The organism is Xanthomonas sontii (genome assembly GCF_040529055.1).
Taxonomy (GTDB): Bacteria; Pseudomonadota; Gammaproteobacteria; order Xanthomonadales; family Xanthomonadaceae; genus Xanthomonas_A; species Xanthomonas_A sontii.
On record NZ_CP132342.1, the window covers coordinates 1,911,503 to 1,926,669 of the forward strand.

Below are 15,167 nucleotides of genomic sequence, written 5' to 3' on the forward strand. Positions count from 1 at the left end.
GGCCGCTCAGGCCAGCGCGTCGGCCGCGGCCGGCGCGCCCTGGCGCTGGCGCAGCACACGGTTGGCCACGTCCAGCCAGGCCAGCGCGCTGGCCTCGATGATGTCGCGGCTGGTGCCGGTGCCGTCGTACTCGACCTCGCCGTGGCGCACGCTGAGATTGGCCTCGCCGCGCGCGTCGGCACCGATGCCGACGCTGTGTACCTGGTAGCTGTCCAGCACCAGTTGCACGCCGGTGGCGGCCGACAGCGCGGCGAACAGGGCGTCCACCGGGCCGTCGCCCTCGGCGCGCTCGCTGACCCGCTGGCCGTCCGGATCGGACAGCTCGACCTGCGCGCTGGCGCGCTGGCCACGGTCGCTGACGGTCATCGACGACAGGCGGTAGCCCTGGCTCTCCGGCGCGTCCTGCATCATCGCCTGCAGGTCGGCGTCGTTGACCACGCGCTGCTGCTCGCACAGCGCCTTGAACGCGTCGAAGGCGATGTTCAGTTCGGCCTCGTCGAGCACGTAGCCGAGCGCACGCAGGCGCTGCTCGACCGCGGCGCGGCCGCTGTGGCGGCCCAGCACCATCTGCGAGGACTCCCAGCCCACGTCTTCCGGGCGCATGATCTCGTAGGTGCCGCGGTGGCGCAGCATGCCGTGCTGGTGGATGCCCGACTCGTGGGCGAAGGCGTTGCCGCCGACGATCGCCTTGTTGCGCTGCACCGGCATGCCGACCAGGCGCTGCAGCAACTGCGAGGTGGCGACGATGCGCGGGGTGTGGATCGCGGTGTCCAGTTCGTAGAACGCGTTGCGCACCTTCAGCGCCATCGCGATCTCTTCCAGCGCGCAGTTGCCGGCGCGCTCGCCGATGCCGTTGATGGCGCATTCCACCTGCCGCGCGCCGCCTTCCACCGCGGCCAGCGAGTTGGCCACGGCCAGGCCCAGGTCGTTGTGGCAGTGCGCGCTGAACACCACGCGGTCGGCGCCGGGGACGCTGGCGATGATCCGCGCGAACATGCCGCGGATCTCTTCGGGGGTGGTGAAGCCGACCGTGTCGGGCAGGTTGATGGTGGTGGCGCCGGCGGCGATCGCCACGCTGGCGACCTCGGCCAGGAAATCCTCTTCGGTGCGGGTGGCGTCCTCGGCCGAGAACTCCACGTCGTCCACGTACTGGCGCGCCAGCGCCACGTGCTTGCGCACAGACTCCAGCACCTGCTCGCGGGTCATGCGCAGCTTGTGCTCGCGGTGCAGCGGGCTGGTCGACAGGAAGACGTGCAGGCGCGGATTGGCCGCCGCTTCCAGCGCCCGCGCCGAGGTCTCGATGTCGGCGGCCAGGCAGCGCGACAGCACCGCCAGGGTCGGGCCGCGCACTTCGCGGCCGATCAGCGCCATCGCCTCGCGGTCGGACTGCGAGCTGGCCGGGAAGCCGGTCTCGATGATGTCCACGCCCAGCTCGGCCAGGGCGCGCGCCATCACCAGCTTCTGCGGCGGGGTCATGCTGCAGCCGGGGGATTGCTCGCCGTCGCGCAGGGTGGTGTCGAAAATGCGGATGCGGGGGGTCTGGGAAGAAACGGAAGTGTTCACCAGATGGGTTCCTCTACGGCGGCGGTGGCTTGCGGATGGGGATGCGGGGACGCGGCGATGCGGGCAGGAGCGGGCGGGGCGGGACGTTGGCTACGAAGTCGCTCGGCGCTGCGGCGGCGCGGCTTGCGCGGCGGGCGCGGGCGCACCTCCGACAGCAGCGTCGCCAGCACGCCGGCGTCGATGTTGCCGCCGGACACCACCGCGCATTTGCGCTTGCCGGCGACGCGGCGCCCGGCCGCCAGGGCCAGCGCGCCGGCGCCCTCGGCGATGACGTGCTCCTCCAGCGCCAGGCGGACCAGCGTTTCGCGCAGTTCCGCCTCGCGCACGATCACCACGTCGTCGAGCAGGCTGGCGCACAGCCGGCGGGTGATGAACCCGGGGATTTTAACCTTGACGCCGTCGGCCAGGGTGGGCACCGGATCCACGGCGCGGACGTCGCCGCGGATCGCCCGCGCCATCGAGTCCACGCCTTCGACCTGGGCGCCGACCACGCGCACGCCCTGCGAGCGCAGCGCCAGGGCCACGCCGGAGGCCAGGCCGCCGCCGCCGATCGGCACGATCACCACGTCCGGGGCGTGCGCGGCCAGTTCGATGCCGACGGTGCCCTGGCCGGCGATCACGTCCGGGTCGTCGAAGGCGGACAGGAAGCGGTAGCCGTTCTGTTCGGCCAGCTCGCGGGCGAAGGCGAAGGCCTCGTCGTAGCTGTTGCCGTGCTGGCGCACCGTGGCGCCCCAGTGCGCGACGCCGGCGATCTTGGTCTGCGGCGCGCCATGCGGCATCACCGTGATCGCCTGCACGCCCAGGCGGTGCGCGGCCCAGGCCACGCCTTGCGCGTGGTTGCCGGCGGAGGCGCAGATCACCGCGCGCTCGTCGCCGCGTTCCAGCCCGGCCAGCAACGCATTGAGCGCGCCGCGGACCTTGTAGGAACCGGTGCGCTGCAGGTTTTCCAGTTTCAGCCAGACGCCGAAGCGCTCGGCGTAATGCACCGGCGTCGGCGGCAGATAGCGGCGCAGCCGCGCCTGCGCGGCCAGCACGTCGGCCACGCTGACGGCGACGTGGCCTACGTCCGGCTCCTGCGGGGCGGGGATGTTAGACATGCGCTCGGGACCCGCGGCCCGGGACCCGGGACCCGGGAACAGCGGGTTCCCGGAGAAGCGACCTCCATGGAAGAAGACACCTCCGCGCAGTCCTGGCTTTCGCGCGTCTCGCGCTGCGCCCGACGCCCGCGGCGACCGCCACCGGTCCCGAGTCCCGCGCCCCGGGTCCCGACCGCCTCATACCACCCCATCCAGCGCGGTCACGCGCACCGATTCGCAGTCGTAGACCTTCTCCATCTGCAGGCGCAGGGTCTCGCCGGGGCGGTTGCCGTCCACCACCAGTTGCAGGTGCCAGCGGCCGGCGTCCTCGGCCACCGGTGCGCCGCTGATCGAGATCGGCGCGAAGCCGCGGCGTTCGGCCATGCCGATCGCGCGCAGCAGGGCGCCGTCGATCGGTTTCAGCACCAGGTCAAGCTGGTAACGCATGTGTCGTCTCCTGGCGCTGGGCAGCGGGATTGCTTTCCAGCATGGTGCTGTTGGCGGTATTCGGCGGCACCAGCGGCCACACGTTGGCGCGCGCGTCGATGGCCACGTGCAGCAGCGCCGGGCCCGGCTGCGCCAGCAGCTCGGCCAGTGCGTCGTCGACCTGGCCGCGCGCGGTGATGCGCTTGGCCGGGATGCCGAACACCTGCGCCAGCGCGGCGAAATCCGGGTTGTCCGAGAGGTCGATCTCGCTGTAGCGCTCGGCGAAGAACAGTTCCTGCCACTGCCGCACCATGCCCAGCGAGCTGTTGTCCAGCAGCACGATCTTCACCGGCAGCTTGCAGCGGGCGATGGTGACCAGCTCCTGCACGTTCATCATGAAGCTGCCGTCGCCGCTGACCAGCACCACGGTGCGGTCCGGGCAGGCGAACTGCGCGCCCATCGCCGCCGGCAGGCCGAAGCCCATGGTGCCCAGCGCGCCGCTGGTCAGGTGGTTGCGCGGGTGGTTGAAGCGGCAGTGCTGGGCGACCCACATCTGGTGCTGGCCGACGTCGCAGGCGATCACGGTGTCGGCCGGGGCCAGTTCGCTCAGCCGCTTCAGCAGGCCGGGCGCATAGATGTCCTGCCCGGGCGCGTCGTAGCGCGCGCCGAACTTCTCGCGATGGCCGACGCAGCGGGCGTGCCAGGCCTCGCAGGTGCTGGTCGCCGCGGACAGCGCACGCAGCGCCTGCGCCACGTCGCCGGGCACGGCGATGTCGGCTTGGCGCAGCTTGGAGATCTCGCAGGCGTCGGCGTCCAGGTGGATGACCCGTGCGAACGGCGCGAACTCGGCCAGCTTGCCGGTGGCACGGTCGTCGAAGCGCGCGCCGACCACGATCAGCAGGTCCGACTCCTGCACCGCCATGTTGGCGGCGCGGGTGCCGTGCATGCCGAGCATGCCCAGGTAATGCGGGTGCGCGTGCGGCAATGCGCCCAGCCCGCGCAGGGTCAGCACGGTGGGGATGCGGGTGGCGTCGACGAACGCGCGGAACGCGTCCACCGCATCGCCCAGGGCGATGCCGCCGCCGCCGTAGATCACCGGCTTCTCGGCGCCGGCGATCGCCGCCAGCGCCTCGGCCAGCACCGCGTCCTGCGGCGCCGGCGGGGTCGGCACCGCCGCCGGCACGTGCGCCGGCAGATGCGCGGCATCGGCCAGCTGCACGTCCTTGGGCAGGTCGATCAGCACCGGCCCCGGCCGCCCTTCGCGGGCGATGCGGAACGCGTCGCGCAGCACCTGCGGCAGGTCGTCCACGTGCCGCACCAGGAAGCTGTGCTTGACGATCGGCAGGGTCAGCCCGAACACGTCCAGTTCCTGGAACGCGTCGGTGCCCAGCAGCGGCGTGGCGACCTGCCCGGTCAGGCAGATCATCGGCACCGAGTCGAGCATCGCATCGGCGATGCCGGTGACCAGGTTGGACGCGCCCGGGCCGGACGTGGCGACGCACACGCCGACCCGTCCGCTGGCGCGGGCGTAGCCGTTGGCGGCCAGCGCCGCGCCCTGTTCGTGGCGGACCAGGATGTGCTTGAGCTGGCTGTCTACCAGCGCGTCGTAGAACGGCATGATGGTGCCGCCCGGATAGCCGAACAGCGTGTCCACGCCTTCGGCTTCCAGGGCCTGCGTCAGCCAGCGCGCGCCGTTGCGGGGCGTGCCGTGAGCGGAGGAGTTCATACGGTGGCGACCTTTCGGTGGAAGCGGGTGGGGAGCCGCGGATTACGCGGCCTTGGTGCCGCCGGCGGCCGGTGCGGCAGCGGCGTCGCCGTTGAGCCACACCATCTTGGCGCGCAGCTGCTTGCCGACCGTTTCGATGGGGTGGTCCAGATCGGCCTGCTTGAACTTCTTGTAGTTCGGCAGGCCGGCGTCGTATTCGGCCACCCAGTTCTTGGTGAAGGTGCCGTTCTGGATGTCGGTCAGCACGTCGCGCATGCGCTCCTTGGTCGCCGCGTCGATCACCCGCGGGCCGCTGACGTAGTCGCCGTACTGCGCGGTCTCGGAGACGAACTCGAGCATGCGGGTGATGCCGCCTTCGTAGAACAGGTCGACGATCAGCTTCAGTTCGTGCAGCACTTCGTAGTAGGCGATTTCCGGCTGGTAGCCGGCTTCCACCAGCACTTCGAAGCCGGCCTGCACCAGCGACGAGGCGCCGCCGCACAGCACCGCCTGCTCGCCGAACAGATCGGTCTCGGTCTCTTCCTTGAAGGTGGTCTTGATCAGGTTGGCGCGCGCGCCGCCCAGGCCGGCGGCGTACTCCAGCGCGAACTGCTCGGCCTTGCCGCTCTTGTCCTGGTACACCGCCCAGATGCACGGCACGCCGCGGCCGATCTCGTACTCGCGCCGCACCAGCGCGCCCGGGCCCTTCGGCGCGACCAGCACCACGTCCAGGTCGGCGCGCGGCTTGATCATGTCGAAGTGCACGTTCAGGCCGTGCGCGAACAGCAGGCACGCGCCCTGCTTCATGTTCGGCGCCAGCACTTCTTCGTAAAGCTTCTTCTGCACCATGTCCGGGGTCAGCACCGCGACCAGGTCGGCGTCCTTGACCGCCTCGGCGGGGCTCTTCACCACGAAGCCGTCGGCCTGCGCCTTGGCTTCGGTCGGGCCGCCGGCACGCAGGCCGATGGTGACGTCGAAGCCGGACTCGCGCAGGTTCAGCGCGTGCGCGCGGCCCTGGCTGCCGTAACCGACGATGGCGATCTTGGTGGTGGGCTGGGCGGAACTGGTCATTGTGCGGATGTCCTTGAACGGTGTTGGAGTGGAGAGGGGTCTTGCATTCGTGGTCACTGAAACGAAAAACCCCGCGCCGTTGCCGGTGCGGGGTCTGATCGAATCCTGGCTGCTTGTCGCTTACACGCCGGTTCGTCCCGCACTTGTGGGCGAGGTAATAAGCACGAGTACGAGGAGCGACGCAGCAGCGTCCGCGCGCAACGCGGCGGGCTGGCGGGTCGACTTCGGGCGGGTGTGGCGTTGCAACATGCAGCGAGATAACCATGGGCTTTGCGCGACTGTCAACTGTGTTGCGGGCCTCCGCGGGCGAATGTGCCGAAAGCCGCGCCAGCACTGCATGGTTACGCATGAAACGGAGGTGGCGCAGGCGGCGAATGGCGCCAATTGCGCGGAAATCCGGCCTTTGCGATGGCGCGATGTGAGCGCCTGCGCGGCGGCACCCGCCGCACTCGGGTACGGTGGGCGTCCCCTGTTCTCCGGAGAGCCGCGCATGTCCGTTTCGCTTCCTTCCCTGGCGCGCCTGGCGCTCGCGCTGGCACTGGCGACGTCGGTGCCGGCGCAGGCCGCCGACCGCATCACCGGCCAGCCGTTCGCGACCCGCTCGGAAGTGATCGCCCCGCACGCCATGGCCGCCACCTCGCAACCGCTGGCCACGCAGATCGCACTGGAGACCATGCGTGAGGGCGGCTCGGCGGTGGATGCGGCGATCGCCGCCAATGCCGCGCTGGGGCTGATGGAGCCGACCGGCAACGGCGTCGGTGGCGACCTGTTCGCCATCGTCTGGGATCCGAAGACGCAGAAGCTGTACGGCTACAACGGCTCCGGCCGTTCGCCGAAGGCGCTGACCCTGGCCGAGTTCCAGCGCCGCGGGTTGAAGGAGATCCCGGCCACCGGTCCGCTGCCGGTCTCGGTGCCCGGTGCGGTCGACGGTTGGTTCGCGCTGCACGAACGTTTCGGGCGCAGGACGATGGCGCAGAACCTGGCGCCGGCGATCCGCTACGCCCGCGACGGCCATCCGGTGGCCGAGACCATCGCCTACTACTGGGATCGCTCGGTGCCGCGGCTGTCGCAGTACCCAGGCTTCAAGGAGCAGTTCACCATCGACGGCCACGCCCCGCGCAAGGGCGAGCTGTGGAAGAACCCGAACCTGGCCAACACCCTGCAGCAGATCGCCGACGGCGGCCGCGACGCGTTCTACAAGGGCCCGATCGCGCGCACCATCGATGCCTACTTCAAGGCCAACGGCGGCTTCCTGCGCTACGAGGATCTGGCCAGCCACCACGGCGAATGGGTCGAGCCGGTGTCCACCAACTACCGCGGCTACGACGTGTGGGAACTGCCGCCCAACAGCCAGGGCATCGCCGCGCTGCAGATGCTCAACATCCTGGAGGGTTACGACTTCTCCAGGATCCCGTTCGGCTCGGCCGAGCACGTGCACCTGTTCACCGAAGCGAAGAAGCTGGCCTTCGCCGATCGTGCGCGCTTCTACGCCGACCCGGCGTTCCAGCCGGCGCCGCTGGCGCGGCTGATCTCCAAGGACTACGCCGCGCAGCGGCGCGCGCTGATCTCGATGGACCGCGCGCTGAAGGAAGTGCAGCCGGGCACGCCGAAGCAGCTGGAAGAGGGCGACACCATCTACCTGACCGTCGCCGATGCCGATGGCATGATGGTGTCGCTGATCCAGTCCAACTACCGCGGCATGGGCAGCGGCATGGCGCCGCCGGGGCTGGGCTTCATCCTGCAGGACCGCGGCGAGATGTTCGTGCTGCAGAAGGACCATCCCAACGGCTACGCGCCGGGCAAGCGTCCGTTCCAGACCATCATCCCCGCGTTCGTGACCAAGGACGGCAAGCCGTGGCTGAGCTTCGGGGTGATGGGCGGGGCGATGCAGCCGCAGGGCCACGTGCAGATCCTGATGAACCTGATCGATTTCCACATGAACCTGCAGGAGGCCGGCGACGCGCCGCGGATCCAGCACGACGGCTCCACCGAGCCGACCGGGCAGGCCACGGCGATGCGCGACGGCGGCGAGCTGAACCTGGAAACCGGCTTCGCCTACGACACCATCCGCGAACTGATGCGCAAGGGTCATCGGGTGATCTTCGCCGACGGGCCGTACGGCGGTTACCAGGCGATCGCGCGCGATCCGGACAGCGGCGTGTACTACGGCGCTTCGGAAAGCCGCAAGGACGGGCAGGCCGCCGGTTACTGAGGCCGGCCGCGCGCGGGGGCGTTCATTCCTGTGCGCGGGGCGCCGCCGCGTCTGCGTCGTCCCGCGCCGCCTGTTCGCGCGCGATCCAGGCCTCGATCATGTGCCGGGCGCGTTGCGCCTGGCGGCGTTGGCGGTTGGACTCGGCATCGAGCACGCGGTACAGCGACACGATCACCAGCACCATCAGCAAGGCGAACGGCAGCGCCGCGATGGTGATCACGCCCTGCAGCGCATCCAGGCCGCCGGCCAGCAACAGCACCGCGGCGATCAGCGCCACCGCCACGCCCCACACCAGCTTGCGCGCCAGCGGCGGGTCGCCGGCCTCGTCGGTGGACATGCTGGCCAGCACCAGCACCGCCGAATCGGCGGAACTGACGAAGAAGATCATCAGCAGCAACAACGCCACGCTCGACAGCAGCAGCGACCCCGGCAGGCTGTCGAACAGGGTGAACAGCACCGTCTCGTAGCCGTTGTGCAGCGCCTGCAGCATGTCCACGTGGCCGAACAGCTGCGACCACAGCGCGGTGCCACCGAACACCGAGAACCACAGGAAGCCGAGCAGGGTCGGCGCCAGCACCACGCCGACGACGAATTCGCGCACGCTGCGGCCGCGCGAGACGCGGGCGATGAACGCGCCGACGAACGGCGCCCAGGCGATCCACCAGGCCCAGTAGAAGATGGTCCAGTCGGCGACCCAGCGGTCGCCGGAGAACGGCGACATGCGCAGGCTCATCGTCACCAGCTGATTGAGGTAGGCGCCCAGCGTGGTGGTGAAGGTGTCGAAGATGAAGCCGGTGGGGCCGAGCACCAGCACCGCGGCCAGCAGCAGTGCCGCCAGCGCCAGGTTGATGTTGGACAGCCACTTGATGCCGCGTTCCACACCGGTGCTGGTGGACAGCATGTACAGCACGAAGGCCACGCCGATCACCGTCAACTGCAACGGCACCCCGGCGTGCACCCCGAACACGCGCTGCACGCCGGCGGCGATCTGGATGGTGCCGAAACCCAGCGTGGTCGCCACGCCGACCGCGGTGGCGACCACCGCGGCGATGTTCACGCACTGCCCGATCCAGCCGCGGTGATGACGGCCGATGACCGGCTGCAGGATGTCGCTGATCAGCCCGCGGCCGTTGCGGTTGTACTGGAACCAGGCCATCGCCAGGCCGATCAGCGCATACATCGCCCAGGGATGCAGGCCCCAGTGGAAGAAGGCGTAGCGCATCGACGCGCGTGCCGCCTGCATGCTCTCCGGCGCCAGCCCCTCCGGCGGTTTGAGGAAATGCGAGATCGGCTCGGCCGCACCCCAGAACACCAGGCCGATGCCCATGCCGGCGGCGAACAACATCGACAGCCAGCTCCCGCGCGAGAAATCCGGCTCGGCGTCTTCGCCGCCGATGCGCAGGTTGCCGAAGCGACCGAACGCCAGGTACAGCAGGAAGCTCAGGGTCAGGAACACGATCAGCAGGTACAGCCAGCCGGCGCTGCGGATCACGTCGGTCAGCGCGGTCTGCACCACGTCATTGAAGGGGCCGGGGGCAACGCCGGCGATCAGGACCAGCAGCGCCACCAAGGCGATGGAAATGCGGAACACCATGGGGGCGTGTCTCCAGTCGTGGAACGGATGAGAGGCGCTACGGCCGTCAGACCGACCCACGGCAAACGGGCGGGGAGACGACGCAGCGGGTCTGCACCGGCGTCGCGTCGCGCCCATGGCGTGTGGCCTGCCGCATCGCAGTGCCGGTGCACTGCACGGTCGCGCCACATCGAACGTTTGGCGCCAAATCCAGAAGCGGTCGGGCGTTGCGATGGCCCCATGTTCGCGAAGACGACGTCATGGTCGTGTCGTCGGCAGGTCTGCCGATGCGCATCCCTTGCATGATGGTGATCCCGGTTGGAGCGTGTGTCGCTGCGAGGGCGCGGCAGGAGCCGATACCATGGCCGCAGCACTGAGGAAGACGCCGATGGCCTTGTTCTCACGCAGTCCCGATGCCGACGCCGCGCCCATTGCCGGTTTGCCGGATGCCCCGATCGCGCTGTTGCGGCTGGAGCCCGACGGTCGCGTGAGTGCCGCCAACCGTGCCGCCCTGGACCTGCTGGGCGTCCCGGCCGAAACGCTGCTCGGCGCCGCCAGCGAGGCGGTCTGGGGCTTGCCGCTGTCCGCCCTGGTCGACAGCGAAGGCAGTTGGCAGGCGCCAGGAGCCGATCCCACGCGCCGCGTGCGCTACCAGCGCGACCGCGACCGCGGTGGCCAGGGCTGGCTGCTGTCGCTGCCGCATCCGGAAACCGCGGCGCTGTTGCGCGACGTCGCCCTGCTCGGTGCCGGCCAGGCCCAGGGCGCGATCAGCCCGGCGCTACAGGCGGTGGCGCAGCGGATCCAGGAGGGCGTGACGGCGCAGGCGCTGCTCGATCGGGTCGGCGAGCGGCTGACCGGCTGCGATCTGGATCTGGGGCTGCACACGCCGCTGTCGGCGCAGGAGGCCGAGGCGATGCCGGGGCGGCGCCTGTCGGCCGGTTTCGGCAACCTGGCCGAGGCGATCCGCCAGGCGGTGGCGCTGTCGCTGCAGATCGCCGCCGACGTGCCGCACGTGGTCGCCGAGAACGACGAACTGGCGCGGCAGTCCCAGACCCAACTGGAGGCGCTGCAGACCGTGCTGGGCACCACCCGGCAGTTGTTGCAGAGCCTGCAGGAGACGGACCGCGACCTGCGCGCGGTGATCGCGGTGGCGGCCAGCGCAGACGACAGCGCCCGCCAGGGCGTGGAGGCGGCGCGCATCCTCGGCCAGGCGATGCAGGAGGTGGCGCGGCGTTCGGCACGCGCCAACCAGGTCATCGAGGTGATCGATGCGGTCGCATTCCAGACCAACATCCTCTCGATCAACGCCAGCATCGAAGCGGTGCATGCCGGCCCGGCCGGGCGCGGTTTCGCGGTGGTCGCCACCGAAATCCGGCAACTCGCCGAGCGCGCTGCCACCGCGGCACGCGACGTGCGCAGCATCATCGGCGAGACCGGCGCCGCCCTGCAGGACAGTGCGGCCTCGGCGCAGCGCACCGAGCAGGTGCTGGGCGGCATCGGCGCGTTGCTCGGCCGCGCCAGTGCGGCGATGGAGGCGGTGGCCGGCCGCATCGCCACGCAGAGCGGAGAGATCGGCGGCATCGACCGTGCCATCGAGCACGTGGTCGGGCTCAGCCGCAGCAATCTGCAGCACGCCGCGCAGGTGGTGCAGCGCAGCGCCGACCTGGCCGCGGGCAGCGACACCCTGCACGACTGCGTGAACCTGTTCCGGCTGCCCGCCGATCCGATGCGCCAGCCACGGCATGCGCGCGTGCGCGATCTGGCCCAGGCCGCTGTGGTCAGCGTTGGCCAGGCCTTCGAGGCAGCGCTGATACGCGGGCGCATCGGCGAGGAGGCGCTGTTCTCCACCGAGTACGTGCCGATCCCCGGCATCGACCCGCCCAAGTACCGCACCGCATTCGATGCGTTGTGCGACGAGCTGTTGCCGCCGCTGCAGGAGCCGCTGCTGGCCGCGCATCCGTGGATCGTGTTCGCGATCTGCGCGAACGTCGACGGTTACGTGCCGACCCACAATCTGCGCTTCAGCCAGCCGCTCAGTGGCGACCGCGCGCGCGACCTGGTCGGCAACCGCAGCAAGCGCATCTTCGCCGACCGGGTCGGCCGCAATGTCGGCCGCCACACCGAGCCCTATCTGCTGCAGGTGTATCGGCGCGATACCGGGCAGATCCTGTTCGACCTGTCGGTGCCGGTGCATGTCCGCGGGCGCCACTGGGGCGGCTTGCGCGTGGCCTACATGCTGGAATGAGCCGGCGCGCGCGTTGGCAAAAAAATGCCGCCGGCAGTGCCGGCGGCGATGAGAGAGAGCTCTGATTCTTGTGCGCGCAGGCTAGGTCGGCCACGTGGCCGCGGTTTGTCGCCGGCGCCGCCGCGTGTGGCGGCGCTGACACATGCGCGCGGCGGCTGTGCCGGCGTTCAGTCGCATCGGTTGGCGGCGAGCGGCGGAAACGGGTCTAATAGCCGCAGAAGCGGGGGTACCGTCGGCGCAGGCCGCGGTTGAGACAGTCCCTTCGAACCTGATCCGGTTGATACCGGCGTAGGGAAGCTTCGCAAGTCCGCTGCGGGCGCGTGCGCGTCCGGGGCGGGCCCGCGCCGCCGCTTCGTCCGAGATGCGAGTCCGCTCGCACCCGTCCCGCTTCCCCTGCGGGTCACTTGAACCAGGACGAACGCCGATGAACGCCGTACCCAATCCGCTGCAGCAGCAGACCGACACCTTGTCCGCGGCGGTGACCCGCCCGATCCCCGGTTCGCGCAAGATCTTCGTGCCGGGCTCACGCGCCGATCTGCAGGTGCCGATGCGCGAGATCGCGCTGACCCGCACGCCCACCGTGTTCGGCGGCGAGGAAAATGCCCCGGTCACCGTCTACGACACGTCCGGGCCGTACACCGACCCGCAGGCGCGGATCGATCTCGGCGCCGGCTTGGCGCCGCTGCGCGCCGCCTGGATCGCCGAGCGCGGCGACAGCGTGGCGCTGGCCGGGCTCAGTTCGCAGTTCGGGCGCGCGCGCGAGGACGATGCGCGCCTGCAGGCGGTGCGCTTCCCGGCACGGCGTCTGCCGCGACGCGCCCGCGACGGCGCCAACGTCACCCAGATGCATTACGCACGGCGCGGCATCGTCACCCCGGAAATGGAGTTCGTGGCGATCCGCGAGAACCAGCGCCTGCAGGACCTGCGCGATGCGCAATTGCGCGTGCAGCATCCCGGCGAAGCGTTCGGCGCCGCCATCCCGCGGCAGATCACGCCCGAGTTCGTGCGCGACGAGATCGCCCGCGGCCGCGCCATCCTGCCGTGCAACATCAACCATCCGGAAAGCGAGCCGATGATCATCGGCCGCAACTTCCTGACCAAGATCAACGCCAACATCGGCAACAGCGCGGTCAGCTCCGGCATCGCCGAGGAAGTGGAGAAACTGGTGTGGGCGATCCGCTGGGGCGGGGACACGGTGATGGACCTGTCCACCGGCAAGCACATCCACGAGACCCGCGAATGGATCGTACGCAACTCGCCGGTGCCGATCGGCACCGTGCCGATCTACCAGGCGCTGGAGAAGGTGGATGGCCGCGCCGAGGAACTGACCTGGGAAATCTTCCGCGACACCCTGATCGAGCAGGCCGAACAGGGCGTGGACTACTTCACCATCCATGCCGGCGTGCTGCTGCGCTACGTCCCGCTGACCGCCAAGCGCGTCACCGGCATCGTCTCGCGCGGCGGCTCGATCCTGGCCAAGTGGTGCCTGGCGCATCATCGCGAGAACTTCCTCTACACCCACTTCGAGGACATTTGCGAGATCATGAAGGCCTACGACGTGGCCTTTTCGCTGGGCGACGGCTTGCGCCCGGGTTGCATCGCCGACGCCAACGACGCCGCCCAGTTCGGCGAACTGGAAACGCTGGGCGAACTGACCAGGCTCGCCTGGAAGCACGACGTGCAGACCATGATCGAGGGCCCCGGCCACGTGCCGATGCAATTGATCAAGGAGAACATGGACAAGCAGCTGCGCGAGTGCGGCGAGGCGCCGTTCTACACGCTGGGGCCGCTGACCACCGACATCGCGCCCGGCTACGACCACATCACCTCGGCGATCGGCGCGGCGATGATCGGCTGGTTCGGCACCGCGATGCTGTGCTACGTCACACCCAAGGAGCATCTGGGCCTGCCCAACCGTGCCGACGTGCGCGACGGCATCATGGCCTACAAGATCGCCGCGCACGCCGCGGACCTGGCCAAGGGCCATCCCGGCGCGCAGGTGCGCGACAACGCCTTGTCCAAGGCGCGCTTCGAGTTCCGCTGGGACGACCAGTTCCATCTCGGCCTGGATCCGGAGAAGGCGCGCGAGTTCCACGACGAGACCCTGCCCAAGGGCGCGCACAAGCTGGCGCATTTCTGTTCGATGTGCGGACCGCACTTCTGCTCGATGAAGATCACCCAGGACGTGCGCGACTACGCCGCCGAGCACGGGGTCGACGCGGAAGCGGCGCTGCAGGCCGGCATGGCCGAGAAGTCGGCGCAGTTCCTGGCGGCTGGCGCGCAGGTGTACCGCGCCGAGTGAGCTGTCGAGGTCTGCACGTGTGCGCACGCGCCGGTCCAACGCCAAGCCTGCCGTGCGCTCGCACGGCAGGTGCGGCCGACATCTTCGGTCGTGACGACAGCGCCATGCACACGCCCGTCTATCATGCGCGCTGGTCGCCACAGGGAATGTCCCATGCTGCGCTATGCGTTCGCGCTGCGTCGCCATCCGTCCGCGCTGTTGCTCGCGGTGCAACTGCTGGGCGTGCTGCTGTATCCCTGGATGGAGGACACCGCGGCCGGGCGCGCGCTGTTCGGCGCCTTCGGCATCGTGGTGCTGGCGCTGGCGTTGTGGGTGGTCAACCGCGGACCCTCGGCGCTGTGGATCGCCTGTTGCCTGGCGCTGCCGTCGGTGGCGCTGTCGATCGCCGCGGCGCTGCTCGGCAATCCGGCGATGACCGCCTGGGCGCAATTGCTGGAAAGCCTGCTGTACTTCTATACCGCCGGCAGCCTGATCGCCTACATGCTGCAGGACCACGTGGTCACTCGCGACGAGCTCTATGCGGCCGGCGCCACCTTCACGCTGCTGGCCTGGGCCTTCGCGTTCGTCTTCGCGGTGTGCCAGCAATGGCTGCCGGGCAGCTTCACCGCGGCCGTGGACGCGGCCTCGCCGCGGACCTGGATGGAATTGCTGTATCTGAGCTTCAGCGTGCTCTCGGGCGTGGGCCTGAGCGATGTCGTGCCGGTGCAGCCGTTCGCCCGCGCGCTGGTGATGATCGAACAGTTCGCCGGCGTGATGTACATCGCCTTGGTGGTGTCGCGACTGATTGGGCTCAGCGTCACACGCCACATGAAGACGTGAACGTGGCGTAAAAAAAGCGCGCCCAGGGGCGCGCAGTCATGGAGCGATTATGTGAATTTCGTCGGCGGAGAGAGAGCCTGAATGCGTCGTCGCGGTTGGCGGCGGCGATGACTAGAGTAGAATTGAGTGACAAGCCGCGCTTGGCGGCATCCGCTGCCTCGTTTTGCCGAGTTTG

General features: G+C 69.8%; 10 protein-coding genes and 1 riboswitch. Of the genes, 4 read left to right on the top strand and 6 right to left on the bottom strand.

The annotated features are described in order from the left end of the window. Positions 1–6: 6 nt before the first annotated feature. The 5 genes from RAB70_RS08105 to ilvC all read right to left on the bottom strand — a co-directional run bounded on the left by RAB70_RS08105 (position 7) and on the right by ilvC (position 5,841). Positions 7–1,563: a 2-isopropylmalate synthase gene (locus RAB70_RS08105; protein WP_026144683.1), complete on the bottom strand. Its 1,557-nt coding sequence runs from the start codon at positions 1,561–1,563 to the stop codon at positions 7–9. Then, on the bottom strand, positions 1,560–2,660 hold the full coding sequence (locus RAB70_RS08110) for a threonine dehydratase (protein WP_017910520.1): 1,101 nt from the start codon (positions 2,658–2,660) through the stop codon (positions 1,560–1,562). The genes RAB70_RS08105 and RAB70_RS08110 overlap by 4 nt, the downstream gene beginning before the upstream one ends. A 177-nt stretch (positions 2,661–2,837) precedes the next feature. Beyond that, positions 2,838–3,086: an ACT domain-containing protein gene (locus RAB70_RS08115; RefSeq protein WP_017910519.1), complete on the bottom strand. Its 249-nt coding sequence runs from the start codon at positions 3,084–3,086 to the stop codon at positions 2,838–2,840. Continuing rightward, entirely contained in the window at positions 3,070–4,791 is a 1,722-nt protein-coding gene (ilvG, locus tag RAB70_RS08120; RefSeq protein WP_148829587.1) for an acetolactate synthase 2 catalytic subunit, read from the bottom strand. Before ilvG ends, RAB70_RS08115 begins: the two co-directional genes overlap by 17 nt. Positions 4,792–4,833: 42 nt before the next feature. Continuing rightward, positions 4,834–5,841 carry a ketol-acid reductoisomerase gene (ilvC, locus tag RAB70_RS08125; RefSeq protein ID WP_010343386.1) on the bottom strand — a complete coding sequence of 336 codons (1,008 nt, stop codon included), beginning with the start codon at positions 5,839–5,841 and terminating at the stop codon, positions 4,834–4,836. 490 nt (positions 5,842–6,331) lie between these two features. On the opposite strand from ilvC, the gene ggt reads away from it, so the two are divergent. Then, entirely contained in the window at positions 6,332–8,053 is a 1,722-nt protein-coding gene (gene ggt, locus RAB70_RS08130; protein WP_170268113.1) for a gamma-glutamyltransferase, read from the top strand. A 22-nt stretch (positions 8,054–8,075) separates the two neighbouring features. Here the strand turns inward: ggt and RAB70_RS08135 are convergent, their stop codons facing one another. After that, a complete protein-coding gene (locus RAB70_RS08135; RefSeq protein WP_148829586.1) occupies positions 8,076–9,647 on the bottom strand; it encodes a BCCT family transporter in 1,572 nt (523 codons plus the stop codon). 367 nt (positions 9,648–10,014) lie between these two features. Here RAB70_RS08135 and RAB70_RS08140 point away from each other — a divergent pair, with 367 nt between their 5' ends. The 3 genes from RAB70_RS08140 (at position 10,015) to RAB70_RS08150 (ending at position 14,992) form a co-directional block, all read left to right on the top strand. Beyond that, positions 10,015–11,871, top strand: a complete 1,857-nt coding sequence (locus RAB70_RS08140; protein ID WP_148829588.1) for a methyl-accepting chemotaxis protein — start codon at positions 10,015–10,017, stop codon at positions 11,869–11,871. 212 nt (positions 11,872–12,083) lie between these two features. Then, a riboswitch (TPP riboswitch) is annotated at positions 12,084–12,184 on the top strand. A gap of 111 nt (positions 12,185–12,295) precedes the next feature. Further along, complete coding sequence (gene thiC, locus RAB70_RS08145) at positions 12,296–14,173, top strand: phosphomethylpyrimidine synthase ThiC (protein WP_148829585.1); 1,878 nt, start codon at positions 12,296–12,298, stop codon at positions 14,171–14,173. A gap of 153 nt (positions 14,174–14,326) precedes the next feature. Further along, the gene (locus RAB70_RS08150) at positions 14,327–14,992 is read left to right on the top strand and encodes an ion channel (protein WP_017910513.1); all 666 of its coding nucleotides are present in this window, start codon (positions 14,327–14,329) and stop codon (positions 14,990–14,992) included. Positions 14,993–15,167 lie beyond the last annotated feature (175 nt).